Genomic DNA, 24005 nt, shown 5'->3' with positions numbered 1-24005 from the left:
GCGTTCCCGCTCGACCGCCATGACGATGTCCCTCGTAGTGACAACCGTTTTGGCCGCGCGGCGGGGAGAGGTCGGTATGCTCTATGACGCCCACGGCGAACCCGAGGGGGCGACCGAGGCGGAACTCCTCGCGGCCTACGCCGAGGAACTGGCCGCCGTCGTGGCGGAGTACGGCCCCGACGAAACCGCCGAGGCGACCGGGCTCGACGAGGCGACCGTCGAAGCCGTCGCGGCCGGCGACGTCGCCGATATCAGACTCGCCGAGGCTGCGACGCTGCTGGCGCTCCTGGAGGATGCACCCGCCGAGGACCTCGCGTTCGAGGTGCGCGATCACCTGATGATGGAGATGGTGACCGCCATCCTCGACGTCGACACCATCGCGGCGAACATCGACCAGGATCTCACGGGTCAGGAGGTCCAGCAGGCGCTGGAAGGCAGAGCGCGACTCACGCTCGCCGAACTGGCGTCGATCCACGCGCTCGTCCTCGAGCGCAAGCGCTGAGATGCGTGTCGTCGTCCTGGGGTGTGGCTACGTGGGGCTCGAACTCGCGCGACAGTTGCTGGCCGACGGACACGACGTGACGGGCGTCCGAAGGTCGGCGGCCGGCCTGGCTGCAGTCAGCGAAGCCGGAGCGGACGCCGTCGAGGCGGACGTCACCGAACCGGCGTCGCTCGGATCGCTCCCCGACGGGGACGTCCTCGTGTTCGCAGCGAGCACGGGCGGTCGCGGGGCGGACGCGGCACGGGAGGTGTACGTCGAGGGGCTCTCGAACGTGCTCGCGGAGTACGGCTCACGGACCGATCCGCCCGAGCGCGTGATCTACACGTCGAGTACCGGCGTGTACGGCGACCACGGCGGCGACTGGGTCGACGAGGAGACGCCGCTGGACCCGACGACCGAAAAGACCGAGGTGCTGGTCGAGGCCGAGCGGCTAGTACTGGAGTCGGCGGCAGACCACGGAATCGACGGGACGGTCGTCCGGTTCGCGGGACTGTACGGCCCCGACCGCTTCCGGCTCGATCGGTATCTCGAGGGCCCGGTAACTGCCGGCTACCTGAACATGATCCACCGCGAGGACGCGGCCGGGGCCGTCGCGCATCTCATCGAAACTGACGGGGCCCGCGGGGAAGTCGTGCTCGTCGCGGACGACGAACCCGCCGACAAGTGGGCCTTCGCGGACTGGCTCGCGGACGAAGCCCGCGTGGCCCGTCCGGAAAAACGGGCGAAGGCGGAGCGAATCGAGGCGGGCGACCTCTCGCCGGCCGCCGAACGACGCGTTCGGACGAGCAAACGCTGTCGGAACGCGAAGCTGCACGACCTGGGCTACGACCTGACGTACCCGACCTACCGGGAGGGGTACCGGAGCGCCGTCGAAGCAACCTCCGAGACGTCGTCCGACTAACGTCCGTTGCACGCGGAAACCGTCTAGTACTTTCTTGGTATCCCAGTTCCAGCCCCCGAACATGATACAGGACGTGAGGGGCCAACTCGTCCGCGGCATCGAGGGCCTTTCACAGGTCGACCAGCAGGTGGTCGCTGCCGTGGTCGGCGGGATTCTCCTCCTCGTGGCCGGCGGACTGGTCTATCGCTGGCTGAAACGGCCGGCGGGGAAACGGTTCGCGGCCGTGCTCGCCGAGCACGAGGAGGTCGCCGTGCTGTTGCACCCGAACCCGGACGCCGACGCGATGGCCTCGGCGCTCGGCGTCGCTCGCATGGCCGAGACCGTCGACACCGAGGCGGCGCTCCAGTTCCCCGGGCAGATCCGCAGACAGGAGAATAGGGCGTTCCGCACGGTGCTCGACGTCGAGATGGAGAAGCTCGAACACGTCTCCGAGATCGAATCGGAGGCGGTCGTGCTCGTCGACCACAACGAACCGCGCGGCTTCACCGGCGCGGACGGCGTCCTCCCGGCGTGCGTCATCGACCACCACCCCGGCGGCGGCGCGGGTCAGGAGTTCACCGACGTACGCACGGAGTACGGCGCGTGTTCGAGCATCCTGACCGAGTATCTCCGGGCCGCGGGCGCGACGCCGGTGCCGCCGGACCGACACGACAGCGAGGTCGACGGGGAGGCGCTCCCGACCCGGACGGCCACCGGCCTGCTGTACGGCATCCTCTCCGACACGAACCGGCTGACCCGCGGCGCGTCGCCGGCCGACTTCGAGGCCGCCAGCTTCCTCCATCCCGGCGTCGACGAGGACCTGCTCACCCGCATCGCCGACCCGGAGGTCAGCACGGAGACGCTGGAAGTGAAGGCGCGTGCCATCGCCGGACGCGAGGTCCGCGGCTCGTTCGCCGTCAGCGACGTCGGCGCGGTGTCGAACGTCGACGCGATCCCGCAGGCGGCGGACGAACTCGTCGGCCTCGAGGGGGTAACGGCGGTCGTCGTCCTCGGCGAGCGCGACGGGACGGTCCACATGTCGGGTCGCTCGCGCGACGACCGCGTCCACATGGGCCGGACGCTCGCGGCCGCCGTCGGCGACCTCGCCAACGCGAGCGCGGGCGGTCACGCCCGGATGGGCGGCGGCCAGATCCCGCCGGCCGTCCAGGCCGACGGCACGCGCGAGGTGTCCTCCCCCCGGGGCGACGCGCTGCTCGACAGGCTGTTCGACTCGATGAGCGGCGACGTGTAGGTTCGGGTTCGACGCCCGACGGATCGGGAGCGCTTTTCCCCGTCGCGTACTGTTTCAGACCATGGCGACTGCAGCGGGAACGTGGAGCTATCGCGACAGGTTCGGCGACCGGTTCGGCCGGACCTACTTCCGCCGGTTCGGGCGGGGAGTCGTGTCGAGCGTCGGCCTGGGCACGTATCTCGGCGAGCCGACGGACGCGGTCGATTCGCGGTACTGCGAGACGATTCGGAGCGCGCTCGACGCGGGCGTGAACCTCGTGGATACGGCCATCAACTACCGCTGCCAGCGGAGCGAGCGCGTGATCGGAGATGCGGTCCGGGAGTCCGCGGCCGAGCGGGAGGAAGTCGTCGTGACGACGAAGGGCGGGTTCGTCCCGTTCGACGGCGAGCGTCCCGACGACCCGGGAGCGTACGTCCGCGAGGAGTTCGTCGAGCCCGGACTGGTCGACCCCGGGGACCTCGCACGCGGGAGCCACAGCATCGCGCCGGCGTTTCTCGAGGAACTGCTCGACCGGTCGCTCTCGAACCTCGGCCTCGAGACTGTCGACTGCTACTACGTTCACAACCCGGAAACCCAGCTCTCGGTGCGGGACCGCGAGGCCGTGTACGAGCAGTTAGGAGATGCCTTCCGGGCGCTCGAACGCCGTCGCGCGGCGGGCGAGGTCGGCCGTTATGGCGTCGCCTCCTGGGAGGCGTTCCGCGTCGGCCGCGAGCACGAGTCGTTCCTCGACCTGGGTAGGGTGCTGAAACTGGCGGCAAGCGCGACCGAGACCGTCGGCGTCGATTCCCACGGCCTGCGGGCGATCCAGCTCCCGTTCAACGTCGGAATGGCCGACGCGTTCAACGTCGCGTCACACACGCACGGTGACGAGCGAGTGAGCGCGCTGGAGTTCGCCAACCGGGAGGGACTCGGCGTGTTCGCCAGCGCCAGCCTCGGCCAGGGGGCGCTTGCCGGGGGGCTCCCCCCGGAGATCGCCGCCGAACTGGCCGGTGAGACGTCGGCACAGCGCGCGCTGAACTTCGCCCGCTCCGCGCCGGCGGTGACCGGCGCACTGGTCGGGATGAGTACCGTCGAACACGTCCGCGAGAACGTCGCCGCAGGGACCTTCGATCCGATGGGTGCGTCGGCGTTCGATGCGATCTTCGAGTAGCGCCGTTCGCGTTTCGGCGGCCGCTTACCGGAGCTCCTTCCACTCGCGGCCACACTCGGCGCAGATCCGAACGGAGAACACCTCGTCCGGGGAGTTCTCCGTCTTGAGGGACTCCCCGCAGTCGGCACACAGCAGCCGCTCGTAGTTGTCCTTCTCGAGGTCGCCATCCCGGAGCCCCTTGCGAGTCGACTTCATAAACGGCCTTTTCGGGGGGAGGGGCAAAAAGACGGCGCACGATTTTCGCCCGCACTGGCGAGTCGGAAGCTTTGACCTACCGGGTGTCGAACGGCCGCCCGTGTCAAGGGGGCGACTGTTCGGAACGCTCTGTGGCGCGGTCTTCCTCGTCAACATGGCGAGGGTCGTGTTCGCGCCGCTCCTCTCGGAGTTCATCGCCGTGTTCGACCTCACCGCGGGAACGGCGGGGCTGCTCGCGACGATGGCGTGGGTCGGGAGCGCCGCGCTTCGGGTGCCAACCGGCTGGCTGCTGACGCGCTGGCCGCGCCACTACGTCGTCCTCGGCGCGGGCGCGCTGTTGACCGTCGCCGCCTCGTTCATCGCCGCGGCGAACTCGCTGGCGATGCTGATGGTCGGTGCCGTCGGCATGGGACTGGCCTCGGGCGCGTACTTCGTCGCCGCCAACCCGCTCGTTTCGGAACTGTTTCCCAACCGCGTCGGGCGACTGCTCGGGATCCACGGGACGGCGAGCCAGCTCGCCGCGGTCGCCGCCGCGCCGCTGGTCACGGTCGTGCTGGCGACGAACTGGCGGCTGTTCGGGGCCGACCGGTGGCGCGTCGTGTTCGTCGGGATGGCGCTGGCGGCGGCGACGGTGACGGTCGTCCTCTTTTTCAGCGCCCGGTCCGCGACGCTCCCGGACGCCGGTGCCGCGGATCGGGACCTGCTGGGGGCCGCACGGGCCGAGTGGCGGACGATCCTCACGGGCGTCGCCATCCTCGGCGGGGTCGGATTGCTCTGGCAGGGGGTGTTCAACTTCTACGAGCTGTACATGGGGACGAAGTCGGTGCCGCCGGTGCTCGAACGCAACCTGCTGACGGTCATCTTCGCCGCGGGCGTCCCGGCGTTTCTCGTCTCGGGACGGCTCGCCGACCGGTTCCCGCACGTCCCGTACCTGTTGAGCATCGTCGCCGGCTTCGTCCTCGCGCTGTTCGGACTCATCGTCTCGGAGGGGATCGTGCAGGTGCTCCTCGCGTCCGCGGTGCTCGGCTACGTCGTCCACTCGCTGTTCCCGGCGATGGACACGTACATGCTCGACACGCTCCCCGACGAGACGCGCGGCTCCGCGTACGCGGTGTACAGCGGGACGATGATGTTCGTACAGGCCGGCGGCTCCTGGGTGGTCGGGGAACTGCGGGACCTGGGGTTCGCGTTCGACGCCGTGTTCTCGGCCGGCGGGGTCGGGGTCGGACTCCTGCTCGCCGTCCTCGTCCTGCTCAGCCGGACCGGGAAACTGCCGGAGTAACCGCAAGCGGGGACCGGGAATCGGAGCCCTATCGGACGCGGGTACCCGGTTCGCTGTCCTCGTGGGTGGTGAGGAGGTCGGCGTCCTCGCCCGCCGCGAGCACCATGCCGTTCGACTCGTGGCCGAACAGCTCCGCCTTCTCCAGGTTGGCGACGACGACGACCGGCGTCCCCGCCAGCGCCTCGACGTCGTGGAGTTGCTTGAGGCCCGCGACGATGTTCCGCGTCTCGACGCCGATGTCGACCGCAAGGGCGACCAGCTTGTCGGCGTCGGGGATCGGCTCCGCGCTCACGATCTCGCCGACACGGAGGTCGAGCTCCTGGAACTCCTCGAAGCTGATCCGGTCGGACTCGATCGGTTCGAACTCGCTCACGTCAGCTTCGCCGGACGCGGTCACCTCATCGGTTTCGGTTCCGGCGTCGTCGTCCCCGTCGCTTTCGGCGTCATCGTCGTCGCCCGCCGCTTCGGCGACCCGTCGCTCCAGCTTCTCGTTCAGCTCCTCGACGCGGTCGTCCTCGATCTTCTCGTACAGCTCCTCCGGGTGGCCGAACTCGCGTGGCGGAGCCTCGAGGGCCGCGTCCGCGGGAACCTCGTGAACGCTGCCGTCCTCGCCGAGCTTTTCCCACAGTTCCTGGCTCTTCCCGGGAGCGACAGGCTCGAACAGCACCGCCACCGCCCTGGCGAGCTGCACGCAGTCGCGGATCACTTGGGCGGCGGCCTCCTCGTCCTCACCGACGAGGTTCCAGGGCTCCTCGCGCTGGATGTACTCGTTGCCGAAGCGAGCGAGCTCGACGGTCGCGTTGCCGACCGCGCGCACGGAGTAGTCGTTGACGCCGGCCGCGAACTCGTCGACGGCTTCCTCGATGCGGGATTCGACCTCGGGCGACACGTCGGCGTCGGGCGTCCCGTCGAAGTTGCGGTGTGCAAACAGCAGCGAGCGGTAGAGGAAGTTACCCACCGTCCCGACGAGTTCGTTGTTCACGCGGTCGCGGAACTTCTCCCACGAGAAGTCGACGTCCTGCTGGAACCCGCCGTTCGTGGCGAGGTAGTAGCGCAGCAGGTCCGGGTGGAACCCCTCCTCGAGGTACTCGCGGGCCCAGACCGCGCGGTTCCGGGACGTGGAGAACCCGTCGCCGTCGAGCGTCATGAACCCGGAGGCCATCACGGCGCGCGGCTCGTCGTAGTCGACGCCGTGCAACATCGCGGGCCAGAACACGGTGTGGTGCTGGATGATGTCCCGCCCGATGACGTGGACGATCTCGCCGTCCTCCTGCCAGGCCTCGACCCAGTCGTACTCGTCGGCGCCGACGCGCTCGGAGTACTGCTTCGTCGAGGAGACGTACTCGATGGGCGCGTCGACCCAGACGTAGAGAACCAGATCGGTCGGCTCCTCGCCCTCGATCTCGGGGTAGTCGATGCCCCAGTCCATGTCACGGGTGATACACCAGTCCCGGAGCTCGCCCTCGACCCACTCGCGGGGCTGATTTCGCGCGTTCGAGGTCCCTTCGAGCCGGTCAAGAAAGCCCGAGAGGTACTCCTTGAACGCCGAGACGCGGAAGAACTTGTGGGTCTGGTCGCGGTACTCCGCGGGGTTGCCGGTGACCGTCGAACGTGGGTTCTCGACCTCGCCGGGTTCGAGGTGCCGGCCGCAGCCCTCGTCGCACTCGTCGCCTCGCGCCTTCGCCCCGCAGTACGGGCACGTTCCCTCGACGTAGCGGTCCGGAAGCGACTGGTCGGCCTCCGGGTCGTAGGCGACCTTGATCTCCTTCTCGTAGACGTGGCCGTTCTCCTCGAGGGTCCGCACGAACTCGCGCGTGAGGTCGGTGTTCGTCGCGTCGTGGGTGTGCCCGTAGTTGTCGAACTCGACGTCGAAGCGGGGGAACGTTTCCTCGTACTGCTCGTGCCAGTCCAGGGCGAACGACTCGGGATCCGTGCCCGCCTTCTCGGCGTTGACCGCGACGGGCGTGCCGTGCATGTCGGACCCCGAGACGAACGTGGTTCGCTGGCCGAGCGATTCGAGGGCGCGCGAGTAGACGTCGCCGCCCACGTACGTGCGGAGGTGGCCGATGTGCAGGTCGCCGTTCGCGTACGGCAACCCGCAGGTAACCACCGCCGGCGTGTCCGTCGGGAACTCCTCGTGGCTCATGGTCGTGTGTCGTGGATGCGGGCCTAAAGCCCGCCGAATCGGGCGAACCCCTCGCCCGTCGGTCGGTCGTCGGTGCGTGGACGCCGGCGTTCACGACTCACCCGTCGGATCCGGTCGGGATCGGTCGGGGTCGGACGCTCCGCTCGGCGCTAGAAGGGGTGCGTTCGCATACGCATGGGAAGCGTCGGGGAGCAGTTCATCGAGTAACGAAAGGTGAAGGAGGAACCTAAACCCCGCGGTCGGTACCTGCCGTGTCCGCCGGGTATTTCGGCACGAAACGACCTCCACCGACCATGCATCCGACCGCAGATCGATTCACCAGTCGGGCGAGCGACGAACTCGGGTTCGACGTACGGGTCGAGGAGTTCCCCGAGGGCACGAAGACCGCCGCCGACGCGGCGGCCGCCATCGACTGTGACGTGGGACAGATCGTCAAGAGCCTCGTGTTCGTGGCCGACGACGACGTCGTGGTCGTGTTGACCGCCGGCGACAACCGGGTCTCGGAGGAACGGCTGGCGTCGGAACTCGATTCCGACGACGTCCGGACCGCGAACCCGGACGAGGTCAAGGCCGCGACCGGCTGGAGCATCGGCGGCGTCCCCCCGTTCCTCCACGAGGAGCGCGTGCCGGTGTATCTCGACGAGTCGTTGCTCGCTCACGACCAGGTCTGGGCCGCGGCGGGGACGCCGGAGGCCGTCTTCCCCCTGAAACCGGACGAACTGGAGCGTCTCGCGGATCCGACCCCCGTCGACGCCTTCGGCAGTGCATAAATCACATTGCGCTATATCAAATCGCTTCCGACCCGTCCGCTTCGCGCCGCGGAACTGGACGCGCTCAGGGACGCCGACGGCGTCGTCGAGGCCGCGCTGCTCGGGGTAGCAGATGGCGAAATCGGGGCGTTCGCGATGCAGATCGGCGGAACGATCTACGGCCTCGCCTACGACGATCGGGACGGCTGGACCGTCGTCGATCGCCGTGAAGCCGGCGAACCGGAGGACCTGGCTGCCGTTCGGGACGCGCTGAAGAACTGGGACACGAAGCGGGAGTAGTGTCGCGCTGATACCCGGTTCGCAACCGAACCCCTATGTAGCCCCACGGCATAGCCGCTCGCATGGCTGCCGATAGCGAGTTCCTCGAGGGAGACGAGACCGGCCCGTGTGCCGTCATCGACGCGCTCGAACAGCTCGGCTCCCAGTGGCGACTCGTCGTCCTGCACGACCTGCAGGAGGGCGAAAAGCGGTTCAACGAGCTGAAACGTTCGACCGACGCGAGCGCACGGACGCTCTCGCGGGTGCTCGACGACCTCCAGGAACTCGGCTTCGTCGCGCGACGGATGGAACCCGACGCGCCGGTCGCCACGTTCTACTCGCTGACGGACAAGGGGGAGTCCCTGCGGCCGGTGCTCGACGAGATCGAGGACTGGGCCTACGAGTGGCTCGACGCCTGCAAGCAGTGACGGACGCGGCGTCGAACGGGGGATAGCCGGATTTATCCGCAGGGGGCGACCGTTTCGGGTCGATGACCGCCCCGGAGCAACCCGATCGGAGACGGACGAGCCACGTCACGAGCGTCGGCGACGCCCGGTCGCTCCCGCTCCGGGCCGACAGCGTGCAACTCGCCGTCACCTCCCCGCCCTACCCGATGATCGAGCAGTGGGACGGGACGTTCGCCGCGCTCGATCCCGCCATCGGCGACGCGCTGGCGGCGGGCGAGGCAGACGACGCGTTCGAGCGGATGCACGAGATCCTCGACGGGGCGTGGGCGGAACTGGACCGGGTCGTCGAACCCGGCGGCGTCGTCTGCGTCAACGTCGGTGACGCGACCCGCTCGCTCGCGGACCGGTTCCGCCTGTTCCCGAATCACGCCCGGATCACCGAGGCGTTCGCGGAGCTGGGGTTCGACCAGCTCCCCGGGGTCCTCTGGCGAAAACCGACCAACTCGCCGACGAAGTTCATGGGGTCGGGGACGCTGCCGCCGAACGCGTACGTGACGCTCGAACACGAACACGTGCTCGTGTTCCGGAAGGGTGACCGCCGCGGCTTCCCGCCGCACGACGCCGACCGTTACGGCGCGGCGTACTTCTGGGAGGAGCGCAACCGGTGGTTCTCCGACGTCTGGGAGGACCTCCGTGGCACCGGCCAGGCGCTCGGCGAGGCGGCGCCCCGCGAACGGGCCGCGGCGTACCCGTTCGAACTCCCCTACCGCCTCGTGTCGATGTTCTCCGTCTACGGCGACACCGTCCTCGACCCGTTCTGGGGGACCGGAACGACGACGCTCGCGGCGATGGCGACGGCCCGAAACTCGGTCGGCATCGAACGCGACCCGGGGTTCCCGCCGGCGTTCGTGAACCGGCTCGACGGGCTGCCGGAGCGCGCACGAACTCGGGGACGGCGGCGACTTTCGGAGCACCGCGAGTTCCTCGGCGGCCGGGATGACACGCCCGGGTACGAGTCGACCCACTACGATTTCGGGGTCGTCACGAAGGGGGAGCGGTCGATTCGCCTCTACGACGTCGACGAGGTACGGCCCGTTCCCGGCGGGTTCCGCGTCTCACACGTCCCGCTGACCGAGCCGTGAGTCTCCGATTCGACTCGCAGTCCGGCGGTTCTTTCCGAAGCGGCCCCGATTTCACCGGCGTGCTCCGTCGGACCCGGGCGTACGATCCGGTAGGAGGAGAACTGTCCTGAAAGATTCGCCGAATGAATCGCAGTACTGGAGTGCGAACCGGAGACTCACTTCGGTTCCGACCCGGCGGTCGATCCGGCGAGGTTCGACGAGGATGAGTCCGCCCGGTCGAGTCCGAGACGGCGACCGCGCCGGCGACTGGTTTCACGCGATGAGCGCTTCGATGAGCGCGATCGCGTCGGTGCCGACGCGCCAGATGCCCAGCGTCACCAGCAGACGGCCGACGCTGCCGACGAACGTCGCCAGCGCGAACTTCCGGTAGTCACGCTCCAGGACCGCGAAGGCGTAGATGGAGACGGTGTCCGGGAAGAACGGCACGCAGAGCGCGAGCGCGAGGCCGGCGTAGCCGTACTTCCGTGATATCTCGACGGTCCGGGACTCGGACCACTCGATGACGTCGAACCGGGAGTTCCGGAGCCAGCGGATGACCGGCCCCGAATCCTTGGCCTCCTGGCCGATGTGGAAGGCGAACACCGAGCCCGCGGCCTTTCCCACTCCCGAGACCAGGATGATGGCCGAGAGCCGTCCGACCCGTCCCAGCCCGAGGTCGATCGGCGCGAGCAGGACGATCTCGCTCACCCCCGGCAGGGCGAAGGCGATCAGGAACGAGTAGACGAAGATGATGCCGAGTCCGCCCCAGCCCGTCGCGGACTCCACGACCGATTCGAGGCCGAAGTCCGGCAGGACGGACGCGAGCGGGAGGTGGACCCCTCCGGTCGCAACGTGCAGTTCCGCGAGGGAGGTGAGAAACGGGGACACGTGTAGTACGCGTCCCTGACGCGCGCCGACAGTAAACTCCGACGGTTCAGGCCAGCCGGTCCAGATCGGCCAGGAACTCGGTCAGCATCGACCGGCTGACGTGTGGCATGAGTACGATCCTGGCCTCGCCGGACCCCGTCCGAGCGAGCTTCCAGCCGGCGTCCCGAAGCGCCCCGAACGCCTCGTCCGGGAGGTCGACCGCGACCAGCGGGAGTTCCGGCTCGACGACGGCGTGACCCCGGTCGGAAAGCTCGTCGGCGAGCCAGTCGGCGAGCCCGGCGGCGCGCTCGTACTCGACCCGGTAGCCGTCGGGCCAGAGTTCCCGGAGTGCCGCGGCGGCGGAAGCCACGCCCGCTCCCGAACGCGTGCCCGTCAGGCTCGCCTGCGAGGGCGTTTCGAGGTACGGCGTGGAGATCGCGAGCGCGTCCAGCGTCTCGGTCTCCCGCGCCAGGAGGCCGCCCGCGGGCACGACAGCCCGGCCGACCTTGTGCGGATCGATGGTGAGCGTGTCGACTGCCTCGACGGAAAAGTCCCAGACTGCGTCGGTAAACGGAAGGTAGAAGCCGCCCCAGGCGGCGTCGACGTGGAGGCGGGCACCGGCGTCGGCGGCGACGTCGGCGAGCGCGGGAATCGGGTCCACCCGGCCGTACTCCGTGCTTCCGGCGACGCCGACGACGAGCGCGGTGTCGTCGTCGACGGCGGCCGCGACGGCGTCGACGTCCGCGCGGTGGTCCTCGTCGGTGGGAACGGTTCGGAGTTCGACGCCCAGCAGTTCGGCGGCCTTGGTGAAGCTGAAGTGTGCGGACTCCGGTGCGACGACGTTGGGGTCCGTCGCGTCCGCGAGGTTCCGGGCCGCGTGGAGGGCCTGGACGTTGGCCTCGGTGCCGCCGCTGGTCACGTAGCCGTTCGGGTCGGCGAGCCCCGCCAGTTCGCCGAGGGCGACGACGGCGTCGGATTCCAGGTCCGCGACGGTGCCGTACGTTCCGGGGTCGCCGGGGTTCGACGCGAGAAACCGTTCGGCCGCCGCACGGGCGGCGGGGTGCGGGTCGGTACACATCGACGAGAGGACGCGATCGAACGACTGCGGGCGCGCCTCGCCGACCGGCTGCTGCATACGAAATCCGGACGGTTCGTTGCCGTATAGCGGTTCCGTTTCGGCCCGAGCGGCCCACCGGCCGGCCGCCGTTGATCAAGGTCGGCTCACTTCGTCCTCAGCGAACGGAGTCGAGGACGAGCTTCTGTTCGGTGCGTTTCACCTCGTGCTGGACGTCGCGCACGGCGTCGATGTTCGCCGAGATGGAGGTGATACCCTCCTCGACGAGGAAGTCGACCATCGCGGGCTTGGACGCGGCCTGCCCGCAGATGCTGGTGTCGACGTCGAGTTCCCGGCAGGTGCCGACGACCTCCGCGATCAGTTCGAGCACGGCCGGGTGAAGCTCGTCGAACCGGTCCGCGACGTTGCTGTTGTTGCGGTCGACCGCGAGCGTGTACTGGGTGAGGTCGTTCGTGCCGAATGACGCGAAGTCGATGCCCTCCGCGGCCATCTCCTCGATGGAGAGCGCGGAGGCGGGCGTCTCGATCATCACGCCCCAGCGCTGCTTGTCCACGTCGATGCCCACGTCGCGCATGATCGACTTTGCCCCCCGGACGTCCTCGGCGTCGTTGACGAGCGGGAGCATCAGTTCGAGGTTGTCGTACCCCATCTCCCACAGCTCCTGGAACGCCCGCAGTTCCTTCTCGAACACGTCCGTCTTGTCGAGCGACCGCCGGACGCCACGCCAGCCGAGCATCGGGTTGTGTTCGTCGGGCTCGTCCTCGCCGCCCTCGAGGTCGCGGAACTCGTCGGTCGGCGCGTCGAGCGTCCGGGCTCGCACCGGTCGCGGGTAGAACTCCTCGGCGACCGTCCGGATGCCGTCGACGAGTTCCTGGACGTACGCGTCCGCGCCCCTGTCCGCGATGACCTTCGCGGGCGTCTTGCCGAGCGAGAGCACCATGTGCTCGATACGGAGCAGGCCGACCCCGTCCGCGCCCGTCGCGGCGGCGCGCTCCGCGGCCTCCGGGATGGAGACGTTCACCTTCACCTCCGTCGCGGTCATCGGCTTGACCGGCGTCTCGGGGCGCATCGCCTCGACGGGTTCGTGCTCCTCGACGCCGCGCTCCGCGGCGGAACCCCTCCGGATCGTCCCCTTGTCGCCGTCGATGGTCACCGTCTGGCCGTCCTGGAGGGTCCGCGTGGCAGAGCCCGTCCCGACGACCGCCGGGACGCCGAGTTCACGGGAGACGATGGCCGCGTGGGAGGTCATCCCGCCCTCGTCGGTGACGATGCCGTCCGCGCGCTTCATCGCGGGCACCATGTCGGGCATCGTCATCTCGGTCACGATGACGTCGCCCTCGGCGACCTGGTCGAGGTGGTCGAGCTTCGTGACGATCCGGACCGCGCCCGAGACGATGCCCGGCGAGGCGCCCAGCCCGCGGAGCAACACCTCGTCGTCGCCCGAGCCGCCGGCGCCGCCGTCGGTCGCACCCGTGCCGTTCGCGCCACCCGCGGCCGCGGCGGCGGTCGAGGGGGTCGACGCCGCCTCGCCGGCCGGATCGCCCTGGCGGTCGCGGTCGTCGACGCCGGCCGGGTCCGAGATGGTCGTGATGGGCCGCGACTGGAGCATGTAGACGTCGCCGTCGTAGATCGCCCACTCGACGTCCTGGGGGTCGCCGTAGTGGTCCTCGACTTTCCGGCCGAGCTCGACGAGGCGCTCGATCTCCCCGTCCGAGAGGACGCGCTGCTCGCGCCTGTCGTCCGGCACCTCGCGCTCGACGGTCTCGCCCGTCTCTGCGTCTTTTTCCATCATCAGCTTCTTGTCCGCGACGGTGACCTCCTCGACGTCGGCGGTCTCGCGGTCGACGACGTAGTTGTCGGGCGAGACCGAGCCGGAGACGACCGCCTCGCCGAGCCCCCATGCGGCCTCGATGATGATCTGCGGCTCGCCGGTGGAGGGGTGGCTGGTGAACATGACGCCCGACTCGTCGGCGTCGACCATCCGCTGGACGACGACCGCGATGTCGACCTCGTCGTGCGGGAACCCCTTCTGCTGGCGGTAGTAGATGGCGCGCTGGGAGAACAGCGACGCCCAGCACTCCTTCACGCGCTGAATGAGCGCGTCCTCGCGGACGTTGAGGAATGTCTCCTGCTGGCCCGCGAACGAGGCGTCCGGGAGGTCCTCGGCGGTCGCCGAGGAGCGGACGGCGACGAACGCCTCGGCCCCCTCGCCCATCGTCCGATAGGCCTCAAGGATCTCGTCGGCGACGGAGTCGGGGAGGTCGGTTCCCAGAATGAGGTCGTGTGCGGTCTCAGCGGCGGCCTTCAGCTCGGCGCTGTCCTCGGGGTCGATCTCCATCGCGGCGAACAGCTCCTCGTCGATGCCCGCCTCCTCGATGAAGGTGCGGTACGTTCCGGCGGTGACGACGAAGCCCGGCGGGACCGGGAGGCCCGCGCCGGTGAGTTCGCCCAGCGAGGCCGCCTTGCCGCCGACCGTCTCCAGGTCGCCGGCCGACACGTCGTCCAGCCAAAGTACAGCCATTTCGTGTTCGTGGGGTCCGCCGACTCGCTAAAGAAGGTTCCGACCCGCGCAACGGTGCAGAAAAAACTACTCGGAGGCGAGTGTACGGTCAGTCCGGGTAGGGATCGACTACCTGGACGACTCGGCGACGAACTCGACGGGAGGACGTCACCGAAACCGAACGACGGCGGCCCGAATCGGAGCTACGCCTCGATGATGTCGTCGTCGTCGCTCGGGGGAACCCGGAGTTGCCCCGTGAACGACGTGACCGCGTCGCCGCCGATCGACGGTGGGCCCCCGCCGGCCGCGCGGACGCTGACCGTCCCGGGTCGGTCGACGTAGTGGCCCTGCTCGAACAGCATCTCCTCGGGCGTCCCGGACTCCGGATCGTCCCCGCTCGCCCGCTCGGAAATCTCGTTCGACCCGCCAGTGAACGCGGCGAAGTGGTCGAGGTACGCGCCGCACGCGCCCGACGCGGTACCGGTCACGGGGTCCTCGAGGATGCCGATTCCCGGCGCGAAACAGCGGCCGTGGACCGTCGCGTCCGCGTCGAGAGTGTCGAAGGTGAACGCGTAGACGCCGGCGGCGTCGTGCTCGTCCGCGAGCGCCGCGACCGCCTCCGGGTCGGGATCCATGTCGCCAAGCTGTTCGAGGAAGTTCGTCGGGACGACGAGGAACGGGAGGCCGGTGCTGGCGTAGGCGACGGGGAGTTCGGCACCAACGTCGCGGAACACGTTCGGATCACAGCCCAGCGCCTCGCCGACCCGCTCGTAGGACTCGTCGACCTCGACGACCGTGGGCTCGTTCTGGGTCATCCTGACGACCCCGTCCTCGGTCACCTCGACGTCGATGACGCCGACGTTCGTCTCCAGCGTGTGGCTCCCGGCGTCGATCTCGCCGGTCTCGAACAGGCGCGCGTGGGCGGCGACGGTCGCGTGGCCACAGAGGTCGACCTCCGCGGCGGGCGAGAAGTAGCGAACCTTCCGGTCGGCCGCCTCGGAGGGCGTGAGAAACGCCGTCTCGCTGACGGCGAGTTCGCGCGCGACCGCACGCATCTGCGTTTCGCTCAGGCCGGCGGCGTCGGTGAGGACGCCGGCAGCGTTGCCCTCGAGCGGTTCGCTCGTGAACGCGTCCACGAGACACGCCTCGCGCCGGTCCGGGTCGGTCATGCGTCCACCTGTGGCGCCATCGGATAAAACGCTACGTGTCCGTGGACGGCCACCCCGATGACGAAACCGAGCCGACCCGGTGTGGCTGAACTCCGTGGTACGTGGTCGAGCGGACCCCGACACGACTAAACCGCCGGTCCCACATCTCGAACCCGATGACCGAGATTCACGGCGGCCAGCGGGTGGCGGTGCTCGCCGACTCGCAGAACCTCTATCACTCCGCACAGAGCGTCTACTCGCGGAACATCGACTACTCGACGATGCTGGAGAAGGCTGTGCAGGACAGGGTTCTCACGAGGGCGATCGCCTACGTCATCCGCGCGGACTCCCCCGAGGAGGAGTCGTTCTTCGAGGCGCTGCGGGACATCGGCTTCGAGACGAAGATCAAGGACATCAAGACGTTCGGCGACGGCTCGAAGAAGGCCGACTGGGACCTCGGCATGAGCCTCGACGCGGTCTCGCTGGCCGACCACGTGGACACGGTCGTCCTCTGTTCGGGCGACGGCGACTTCGCCAGGCTCTGCTCGCATCTCCGGCACGAGGGCGTCCGCGTCGAGGTGATGAGCTTCGGTTCCTCGACCGCGACCGAACTGATCGAGTCGGCCGACGCGTTCCTCGACATGGGCGAGCGAGAGGAGACGTTCCTGCTGTGAGTTCGATCCCCACGATCGCGGACCTGCGGACCGTCGCGGACTACCAGTTCGGTGCGACCGCCGGCGAGGCGCTCTTTCCGGACGACGACGTCGAGGTGCGGCGCTCGACGAGCGGCCGCCCGCGGCAGGTCGTCGCCGACGGCGGCCGGGTCGTCTCCTACCGGACCGACGGCCGGTTCACGCTGGGACTGGAGGGCGGCAGGCGGCTCCGTGCGGCGCTCGACCACCCGGCCTACAGCGTCGTCGTCGGCGACGAGAGCGCGCCGTTCGTGCGCGAGGGGAAGAACGTGTTCGCGAAGTTCGTCGCCGAGGTCGACCCGGCCGTCAGGCCGCACGACGAGGTGGCGGTCGTCCACGAGGACGGCGACCTGCTCGGCGTCGGCCGGGCGGAACTGTCGGCCGAAGGGATGCTCGATTTCGACGCCGGGATGGCCGTCAAGGTCCGCGACGGTGCCGGGTCGGAGTGATCTGTCGGGACGACGGCTTCGATTCGACGGCCGGGGAAATTGGGCGGGGTGAGGACCCGGTCCGCTGATAGGGGGGTGACATGGTCCGCTGATAGTTTCCTCAGAACGGGATGCCGCTTGCGAGCGCGGCGACGAGGAATCCGAGCATCGCGCCCCCGTTGATGAACGGGAGCCCGGCGTACATGCCGCCCCGCCGCTGGACGAGGACCTGGAGCGCCGCGAACCCGACGACCGAACCGACGAGCGCGCCCAGCGCCGTGGGGACGAGGCCGAAGGCGACCGACGCGGCGGAGCCGAACCAGCCACCCGCCGCGCCGTGTACCGCGGCGCTGGCGGCCAGCATCGCGGGAAACAGCGCATCACCTGCCCCGAGCACGGTCGCGGCCGGCTCACCCCGCCGCTCCATGTCACGGTCGGCCGTCGCGTCGAGGTCGAGTCGGCCACCGCGGGGCCCCTCGCCGGCCGGCACGACGAACATCGACGGGAGGTCCATCCGTTCGCTGGCGACCGCGAGCGTCTTCATGTGGCCCGAGACGTACACGGCGTAGGCGTCGTAGACGGCGGCCAGCGCGAGCGCCGCGAGCGCGTACGGCGGCGAGAGGCTCGCGCCGAACAGCCCCGCCGCACCGGCGACGCCGACGACCGCCACGAGGTTTCGCACCTCCCAGCGCGGGACCCGCCAGGCGAGCACCACGGCGACTGTCCCCGCGAGTAATCCGGCGAGGGGACCGAAGAAGGCGTACGGCGCGAGCGAGACGGCGACGCCGAGCGAAACGAGCATCATCGCGCGCACGAGGCGTCGGCTCCGCCGGTAGCGAACCACCGCGAGCGAGAGGATGGTGCCCACGACGAGTCCCAGGACGAGTGGGACGAGCGCGTCGCCGCCGCTCCCGTAGCTGACGCCGTCGGTCGCCAGTCGCGGCGCGACGGCGAGCGCGAGCAGTTGCACCGCGAGGAACAGTCCCCCGGTGCCGACCGCACCCCGAAGCCGGGCGTCGGTCACAGGTACGTCCCGAGCCCGAGCGCGGTGACGAGGGGCACGCCGGCGACGAGCGACCCGAGCAGGTAGCCGCCGATCGCGCCGCCGTTCAACAGCGGGAGCCCCGCGTGGGCTCGGCCCTTCATCACCATCCGGAGGAGGAGACCCAGTCCCAGGAACGTGCCGACCATCGAGAGCAGCGCGGGCAGCCCCATCGCCGGCAGACCAGGGATTCCGAGCGGCGTCGCCGGAGACCAGAACGCGGCGGAGGCGACCATCACGGCGGGCATCACGGCGTCGCCGAGTCCGATGAAGAACACGTCTCGTTCGTCATCCTCCCCACCGTGAGCGTGTCGTTCGGGGCCGGACTCCCGTTCGGAGACGCCGCCGTCGGCGGTCTCGGGGCCGTCCACGTCCGGTCCGTCCGTCGTGTCCGCGTCGTCCTCGTCGGCGAACTCGGCGTCGAGCAGCGAGTAGGACCAGGTGAGCGGGATGACCAGCACGACCGGAATCTTGAGCGCCATCACGCCCTCAGCGAGATCGAGCATGTGCTCGGTGCCGTACACCGAGATCGCGTCGTAGACGGCGAGCGCCGTCAGGAGGACGATGGCGGGGAGCAATCCGAAACTGATCCCGAACAGGCCGGCGGCTCCGGCGCCCATCAACGCGCCCGCCGTGTCGATGACGTACCATTCGGGGTACACCCAGAGCGCGACCGCGACGAGCGCCGCCGCGACGACGGCGGCGTTGGGCGGGAGCGCGACCGAGAAGACGTACCACGCGAGCAGGCCCGAGGAGAGGACGATCACGCCCCGGATGAGCTGGTCGAGGTCGTAGCGGAACGCGGCGAGCATGAGCGCGGTGACGACGAGAATCGCCCCCAGGTAGACGACGCTGTTGGTCGGGTCCTGCGGGTTCTCCGTCGCCTGGTAGTTGGCGGACTCGAAGGCGGGAACCAGCGATACCGCGCCGACCTGGACGACGAGGAAGACGAGCCCGGCGATGGCGACGCCACGCACGCGGCGAGTGTTCATCGTCGGCGGTTCGAAGCGGCGGGGTTTGGGGGTTGTGGTTCTTCGCGCGTACGCGACCCCGAACGGCACTGTGGCCGGCCGCATTCCAGTGGCTGGGGTGTCTCCTCCGGGAGCGTGTCCGGTGACTCGGGACGCGTCCGACTGGGCAACAGTCTGGTGCTCCCCGCTGGGGACCGACACGGACCGGAGCGGCCAGTATCGGTGCCGACGGCCCCGGATCCGCAGAACGAGGGGCGTGTCGGCGCTTGAGAGCGGCAGATGGCGTTCCATATAGCGAGTAACACTTTACTACTGGAATCCGCGACCGGTCGAATCGAGCCCCGAATCGGCCGGATTCGGCGGTTTCGGACCACGGTCCCGTCATCGCTGTGTCTGACACAGGTTTATACGTCCGGGAGCACCCAGCCCGTACATGGGAAACAGGGTGGAAGACCTCGAAACGCAGGTCGCGGAACTGCAGGCGGCAGTCGACGGACTGACCGAGGAGCTCGTCGAGACGAAAGAGCGGATCAGCCAGCTCGAATCGGCCGCTGACGTCCCGGCCGAGGAGTCCGGCGCCGACTCCCACGCCGAGTTCGTTCCGAACGCGTCGGCGACCGAAGCTGCGGAGGCAGCGTCCGATTCGACCGAGCAGCCCTCCGAATCGACCGCGGAAACGGACGCTCCCGACGACGAGGAATCCGTCGAGGGCGACGACGCCGAGGAGAGCGACGACATCATCGTCGCGTAGTCGACCGCCGCCGAGGCCGGGCTACCCGTCCCTCACGAACACACCACACGGGTCCACCACACGTTTCATGCACATCAAAGAACTCGTTCTGGACGATTTCAAGAGCTTCGGGCGGAAGACCCGAATCCCGTTCTACGAGGACTTCACCGTCATCACCGGGCCGAACGGCTCGGGCAAATCCAACATCATCGACGGCGTCCTGTTCGCGCTCGGCCTCGCACGGACGCGGGGCATCCGCGCGGAGAAGCTCACCGACCTCATCTACAATCCGGGCCACGAGGGTGAGGAACGGACCGGCGGCGAGCGGGAAGCCAGCGTCGAGGTGATCCTCGACAACGGCGACCGGAGCGTCGATCGGACGCAGGTCGTCAACGCCGCCGGCACCGAGAAGGTCGGCGAGGTCGACGAGATCAGCATCCGACGTCGGGTGAAAGAGACCGACGACAACTACTACTCGTACTACTACCTGAACGACCGCTCGGTGAACCTCTCGGACATCCGCGACCTGCTCGCCCAGGCCGGCGTCACGCCCGAGGGGTACAACGTCGTCATGCAGGGCGACGTCACCGAGATCATCAACATGACGCCGTTCCAGCGGCGCGAGATCATCGACGAGATCGCCGGCGTCGCGGAGTTCGACGCGAAAAAGGAGGACGCGTTCGCGGAACTCGAGACCGTCGAGGAGCGCATCGACGAGGCGGACCTCCGCATCGAGGAGAAGGAGGACCGGCTCGAACAGCTCTCGGACGAGCGGGAGACCGCGCTCCAGTACAAGGACCTCCGCGAGGAGAAGGAGGAGTACGAGGGCTATCTGAAGGCCGCCGAACTTGAGGACAAGCGCGCCGACCTCGACTCGACCAGATCCCGCATCGACACGAACGAGGAGAAACTCGCGGGGCTCCGCGAGGAACTCGACGAGCGGCAGGCGGTCGTCGACGACCTCCAGGACGACCTCGAGGCGCTGAACCGCGAGATCGAACGCAAGGGAGAGGACGAACAGCTCGCCATCAAGGCCGAGATCGAGGAGATCAAGGGCGAGGTCTCGCGGCTCGAAGGCAAGATCGAGAACCAGGAGGAGCGCGTCGAGGAGGCCGAGAACGAACGGCGCGGCGCGTTCATCGACATCGACCGCAAGGGCGAGGAGGTCGAGGAGCTGGAGGCGGACATTCGCGAGGTGAAAGTCGAAAAGGCGAACCTCAAGTCCACGCTCTCCTCGAAGGAGACGGAGCTCGCGGAGGTCGAAGCCGAGATCGAGAACGCGGACACCGCGTTCGACGAGTTGAAGGACGACCTCACCGAGCGCAAGGGGGAACTGGAGGAGCTGAAGGCCGCGAAGAACGAGCTCCAGCGCGAGAAGGACCGACTGCTCGACGACGCGCGCCGCCGCTCGAACGAGATCTCCGAGATCGAAACCGAGATCGAGGAGGCCGAATCGGAGCTTCCCGACCTGAAGCGTCGCGTCTCGGATCTCCACTCGGAACTCGACAAGGCCGAGAAGAACAAGGGGACCGCCGACGACGCGATCGAGGAGCTCAAATCCGAGAAGAAGGAGCTCCAGTGGGACCTGAGCGAGGTCGAGGAGGACATCCGCGAGAAGCAGCAGGAGTACTCGAAGCTCGAGGCGCGAGCCGGCGACTCGGGCGACTCCTCGTGGCCGCGCTCGGTCACGACCGTCACGAACGCCGACTTCTCGGGCGTCCACGGACCGGTCGGCAGGCTCGCGTCGGTCGACTCACAGTACGCGAAGGCGTGTGAGACGGCCGCGGGCGGCAGGCTGGCGAACGTCGTCGTCGACGACGACGGCGTCGGCTCCGACTGCATCGACTACCTGAAACAGCGCAACGCGGGCCGCGCGACGTTCCTCCCCATCACCGAGATGGACGACCGCGGCCTGCCGAGCATGCCGAGCCACCCGGGCGTCGTCGACTTCGCGCGCAACCTCGTCGACTACGAGTCCCGGTACGAGGGCGTCTTCTCGTACGTGCTCGGTTCGACGCTCGTCGTCGAGGACATGGACACCGCGCGCGACCTGATGGGCGAGTACCGGATGGTGACGCTCGACGGCGACCTCGTCGAGAAGTCGGGGGCGATGACCGGCGGCTCGGGCGGCGGGTCGCGCTACTCCTTCTCGAAGTCCGGCAAGGGGAAACTGGAGCGCGTCGCGGAGGAGATCCACTCACTGGAGGACGACCGGCAGGAGCTCAAGTCCGAGATCGAGGACGTGGAGGACGACCTGGAGGACGCCCGGTCGCGCGCCGCCGACGCCGCGGACAAGGTCCGGGACGTGGAGGGCGACCTCGAACTCGCGAAACAGAACGTCTCCGCGAAGGAGGAGCGGGTCGAGGAACTCGAGGACAGGCTGGAGGAGCTCCGCGAGGAGCGCGAGTCCGTCGACGAGGAGATGACCGAACTCGACGGGAAGATCGACGAGCGCGACGGGAAGATCGAGTCGGTCGAGGCCGACATCGCCGACCTCGAGGCCGAACTCGCCGACTCGAAGATTCCCGAACTCTCCGCGCGCGCCGACGAGATCGACGAGGAGATCGACGAACTCGAGGGACGGATGGACGAGCTCGACGGCGACCTCAACGAACTCCAGTTGCAAAAGCAGTACGCCGAGGACGCCATCGACGACCTCCACGACGCCGTCGAGGAGGCACAGAACAAGAAGGCCGACGCGGAGGAGCGAATCGCGGGGTTCGAGGAGGAGATCGAGGAGCGCGAGTCGGGGCTGGAGGCGAAGCGCGAGGCCATCGCGGAACTGGAGGAGGAGCTGGCGGATCTCAAGGAGGACCGCGAGGAGATCAAGGCCGACCTCCGCGAGGCGAAGGAGTCCCGCGACGAGCAGGAGGCCGACGTCGAGCGCGTCGAGTCGAAGCTCGACTCGCTGCGCGAGACCGCCGAACGCCTCGAGTGGGAGATCGACGAACTCGAGGACACCGTCGGCGACTACGACCCCGAGGACGTTCCGGACCACGACACCGTCGAGGTCGAGATCGAGCGGCTGCAGGGCGAGATGGAGGCGCTCGAACCGGTGAACATGCTCGCCATCGAGGAGTACGACGACGTGGAGGCGGACCTCGAGGACATGCAGGAACGTCGCGGCGTGCTCGCCGACGAGCGCGACGCGATCGAGGAGCGCATCGAGCGGTTCGAGGCCGAGAAGAAGGGGACGTTCATGGACGCCTTCGAGGCCATCGACGAGCAGTTCCGCGACATCTTCCAGCGCCTCTCGGCCGGGACCGGCGAACTCGTCCTCGAGGACGAGGCGGACCCGTTCGAGGGCGGCCTGACGATGAAGGCCCAGCCCGCCGACAAGCCCGTCCAGCGGCTCGACGCGATGTCGGGCGGGGAGAAGTCGCTGACCGCGCTCGCGTTCATCTTCGCCATCCAGCGGCACAACCCCGCGCCGTTCTACGCGCTGGACGAGGTCGACGCGTTCCTCGACGCCGTCAACGCCGACCGCGTCGGGGAGATGGTCGACGAACTCGCCGGCGACGCCCAGTTCGTCGTCGTCAGCCACCGCTCGGCGCTGCTCGAACGCTCCGAGCGCGCGATCGGCGTGACGATGCAGGACGACAACGTCTCGGCGGTCACGGGCATCCAGCTCGGCGAGGACGGCGAGGTCGCCGGCGCCGAGGTGAGCGCGGATGATTGAGTCGCCCCACGAGGTGCTCCCGGACGACGGGAAGGGCGGGCCGGAGACCGACGACGACGAGGTCGAGCCGGTCGAACTGCTCGTCCAGCTCGCCGAGGAGGGCGAGATCGACCCGTGGGACATCGACGTGGTCGAGGTGACCGACGCGTTTCTCGACCGCCTCGACGCGGCCGACCTCCGGACGGGCGGCCGCGCGCTGTTTTACGCCTCGGTCCTCCTCCGGATGAAGTCCGACGCGATGCTCGCAGAGGACGAGGAGGAGGAGGCCGAGGAGGTCGAACCGTGGGAGGCCGCCTTCGAGGGCGGCCCGATGGAGGCGGGGGCCGAAGGCGAGGGGTTCGACGGCTTCGACCCGGTTGACGCCCTGGAGGACGAGATGGAGCGCCGCATCGATCGCAAGTCCACCCGGGGGTCGCCCGAGACGCTGGACGAACTGGTCCACGAACTCCGCGACGCCGAGCGCGGGTCGTGGTGGAAGGAGTCGCGCGAGTACGACACGAGCGAGTCGCCGCGCGGCTTCTCGCGGGGCACGCAGACGCTGGAGTACCACGGCGAGGACGACTTCCGCCGCGAGGGTGAACCCGGCGAGGGCGACGTCACCGGCGCGACCCACGAGGAGGACATCGAGACCGTCATCGAGGACGTCCGGAACCGCCTGCGCCCCCACTACGAGCGCGGACGGGGGGAGGTGCTGTTCCGTGAACTCCGCGGCGGCGAGTCCGACGAGACGCCGGTGATGACGTATCTCGCGCTGCTGTTTCTCGCACACCGCGGAACGCTCACCCTCCAGCAGGACGACCTCTTCGGCGACCTCTGGGTGAAGGACGCGACGACGGCGGGGGCCGCCGACGAGGCGGCCGCGGACTGAACGTCCGGGTTCGACCCGGCCGTAGTGCGGGCGCCGTCGTCC

The 24005-nt window shown here is 69.0% G+C and carries 22 protein-coding genes; 14 read left to right on the top strand and 8 right to left on the bottom strand.

All coding sequences use genetic code 11. From position 1 onward, the window contains the following. The first annotated feature begins 76 nt into the window (after window positions 1–76). The 4 genes from RJT50_RS09520 (at window position 77) to RJT50_RS09505 (ending at window position 3784) form a co-directional block, all read left to right on the top strand. Window positions 77–502, top strand: a complete 426-nt coding sequence (locus tag RJT50_RS09520) for a DUF5791 family protein (protein WP_313691014.1) — start codon at window positions 77–79, stop codon at window positions 500–502. A 1-nt stretch (window position 503) separates the two neighbouring features. After that, entirely contained in the window at window positions 504–1403 is a 900-nt protein-coding gene (locus tag RJT50_RS09515; protein WP_313691013.1) for an SDR family oxidoreductase, read from the top strand. Window positions 1404–1464: 61 nt separating this feature from the next. After that, window positions 1465–2634 carry a DHH family phosphoesterase gene (locus tag RJT50_RS09510; protein ID WP_313691012.1) on the top strand — a complete coding sequence of 390 codons (1170 nt, stop codon included), beginning with the start codon at window positions 1465–1467 and terminating at the stop codon, window positions 2632–2634. Between the two features lie 61 nt (window positions 2635–2695). Then, entirely contained in the window at window positions 2696–3784 is a 1089-nt protein-coding gene (locus RJT50_RS09505; RefSeq protein WP_313691011.1) for an aldo/keto reductase, read from the top strand. Between the two features lie 24 nt (window positions 3785–3808). Here the strand turns inward: RJT50_RS09505 and RJT50_RS09500 are convergent, their stop codons facing one another. After that, entirely contained in the window at window positions 3809–3979 is a 171-nt protein-coding gene (locus RJT50_RS09500) for an HVO_0758 family zinc finger protein (RefSeq protein ID WP_313691010.1), read from the bottom strand. Window positions 3980–4079: 100 nt separating this feature from the next. On the opposite strand from RJT50_RS09500, the gene RJT50_RS09495 reads away from it, so the two are divergent. Then, window positions 4080–5261, top strand: a complete 1182-nt coding sequence (locus tag RJT50_RS09495; protein WP_313691009.1) for an MFS transporter — start codon at window positions 4080–4082, stop codon at window positions 5259–5261. Between the two features lie 28 nt (window positions 5262–5289). On the opposite strand, the gene metG is transcribed toward RJT50_RS09495, so the two are convergent. Continuing rightward, window positions 5290–7407, bottom strand: coding sequence for a methionine--tRNA ligase (metG, locus tag RJT50_RS09490; protein ID WP_313691007.1), 2118 nt, complete (start codon window positions 7405–7407; stop codon window positions 5290–5292). Between the two features lie 293 nt (window positions 7408–7700). On the opposite strand from metG, the gene RJT50_RS09485 reads away from it, so the two are divergent. The 4 genes from RJT50_RS09485 (at window position 7701) to RJT50_RS09470 (ending at window position 9984) form a co-directional block, all read left to right on the top strand. Next, window positions 7701–8177, top strand: a complete 477-nt coding sequence (locus RJT50_RS09485) for a YbaK/EbsC family protein (protein WP_313691006.1) — start codon at window positions 7701–7703, stop codon at window positions 8175–8177. 6 nt (window positions 8178–8183) lie between these two features. Next, the gene (locus tag RJT50_RS09480) at window positions 8184–8456 is read left to right on the top strand and encodes a DUF7964 domain-containing protein (protein WP_313691005.1); all 273 of its coding nucleotides are present in this window, start codon (window positions 8184–8186) and stop codon (window positions 8454–8456) included. Window positions 8457–8518: 62 nt separating this feature from the next. Further along, window positions 8519–8863 carry a winged helix-turn-helix transcriptional regulator gene (locus RJT50_RS09475; protein WP_313691004.1) on the top strand — a complete coding sequence of 115 codons (345 nt, stop codon included), beginning with the start codon at window positions 8519–8521 and terminating at the stop codon, window positions 8861–8863. A gap of 62 nt (window positions 8864–8925) precedes the next feature. Beyond that, entirely contained in the window at window positions 8926–9984 is a 1059-nt protein-coding gene (locus RJT50_RS09470) for a DNA-methyltransferase (protein WP_313691003.1), read from the top strand. A gap of 252 nt (window positions 9985–10236) precedes the next feature. Here the strand turns inward: RJT50_RS09470 and RJT50_RS09465 are convergent, their stop codons facing one another. The 4 genes from RJT50_RS09465 to RJT50_RS09450 form a co-directional block, all read right to left on the bottom strand. After that, on the bottom strand, window positions 10237–10776 hold the full coding sequence (locus RJT50_RS09465) for a YqaA family protein (RefSeq protein ID WP_425499725.1): 540 nt from the start codon (window positions 10774–10776) through the stop codon (window positions 10237–10239). A 121-nt stretch (window positions 10777–10897) separates the two neighbouring features. After that, window positions 10898–11965, bottom strand: coding sequence for a tyrosine decarboxylase MfnA (mfnA, locus tag RJT50_RS09460; protein ID WP_313691002.1), 1068 nt, complete (start codon window positions 11963–11965; stop codon window positions 10898–10900). A 97-nt stretch (window positions 11966–12062) separates the two neighbouring features. Next, complete coding sequence (ppsA, locus tag RJT50_RS09455; protein ID WP_313691001.1) at window positions 12063–14426, bottom strand: phosphoenolpyruvate synthase; 2364 nt, start codon at window positions 14424–14426, stop codon at window positions 12063–12065. 182 nt (window positions 14427–14608) lie between these two features. After that, a complete protein-coding gene (locus tag RJT50_RS09450) occupies window positions 14609–15574 on the bottom strand; it encodes a PhzF family phenazine biosynthesis protein (RefSeq protein WP_313691000.1) in 966 nt (321 codons plus the stop codon). Between the two features lie 155 nt (window positions 15575–15729). Here RJT50_RS09450 and RJT50_RS09445 point away from each other — a divergent pair, with 155 nt between their 5' ends. Both RJT50_RS09445 and RJT50_RS09440 read left to right on the top strand, forming a co-directional pair. Further along, window positions 15730–16227 carry a LabA-like NYN domain-containing protein gene (locus RJT50_RS09445; protein WP_313690999.1) on the top strand — a complete coding sequence of 166 codons (498 nt, stop codon included), beginning with the start codon at window positions 15730–15732 and terminating at the stop codon, window positions 16225–16227. After that, entirely contained in the window at window positions 16224–16694 is a 471-nt protein-coding gene (locus RJT50_RS09440) for a PUA domain-containing protein (protein ID WP_313690997.1), read from the top strand. The genes RJT50_RS09445 and RJT50_RS09440 overlap by 4 nt, the downstream gene beginning before the upstream one ends. A 100-nt stretch (window positions 16695–16794) precedes the next feature. On the opposite strand, the gene RJT50_RS09435 is transcribed toward RJT50_RS09440, so the two are convergent. Both RJT50_RS09435 and RJT50_RS09430 read right to left on the bottom strand, forming a co-directional pair. Further along, window positions 16795–17697 carry a presenilin family intramembrane aspartyl protease PSH gene (locus RJT50_RS09435; protein ID WP_313690996.1) on the bottom strand — a complete coding sequence of 301 codons (903 nt, stop codon included), beginning with the start codon at window positions 17695–17697 and terminating at the stop codon, window positions 16795–16797. Continuing rightward, window positions 17694–18707, bottom strand: coding sequence for a presenilin family intramembrane aspartyl protease PSH (locus RJT50_RS09430; RefSeq protein WP_313690995.1), 1014 nt, complete (start codon window positions 18705–18707; stop codon window positions 17694–17696). The genes RJT50_RS09435 and RJT50_RS09430 overlap by 4 nt, the downstream gene beginning before the upstream one ends. A gap of 412 nt (window positions 18708–19119) precedes the next feature. Between RJT50_RS09430 and RJT50_RS09425 the strand changes: the two genes are divergently transcribed. The 3 genes from RJT50_RS09425 to RJT50_RS09415 all read left to right on the top strand — a co-directional run bounded on the left by RJT50_RS09425 (window position 19120) and on the right by RJT50_RS09415 (window position 23963). After that, on the top strand, window positions 19120–19437 hold the full coding sequence (locus RJT50_RS09425; protein ID WP_313690994.1) for a DUF7518 family protein: 318 nt from the start codon (window positions 19120–19122) through the stop codon (window positions 19435–19437). Window positions 19438–19504: 67 nt separating this feature from the next. After that, entirely contained in the window at window positions 19505–23095 is a 3591-nt protein-coding gene (smc, locus tag RJT50_RS09420; RefSeq protein WP_313690993.1) for a chromosome segregation protein SMC, read from the top strand. After that, entirely contained in the window at window positions 23088–23963 is an 876-nt protein-coding gene (locus RJT50_RS09415) for a segregation/condensation protein A (RefSeq protein WP_313690992.1), read from the top strand. Before smc ends, RJT50_RS09415 begins: the two co-directional genes overlap by 8 nt. The last annotated feature ends 42 nt before the right edge of the window (window positions 23964–24005 follow it).

It is taken from the genome of Halobaculum sp. XH14, assembly GCF_032116555.1.
GTDB classification, from domain to species: Archaea; Halobacteriota; Halobacteria; order Halobacteriales; family Haloferacaceae; genus Halorarum; species Halorarum halobium.
Note: the sequence above shows the minus strand (reverse complement) of the source record. Positions and strands in the feature narration are given on the sequence as shown.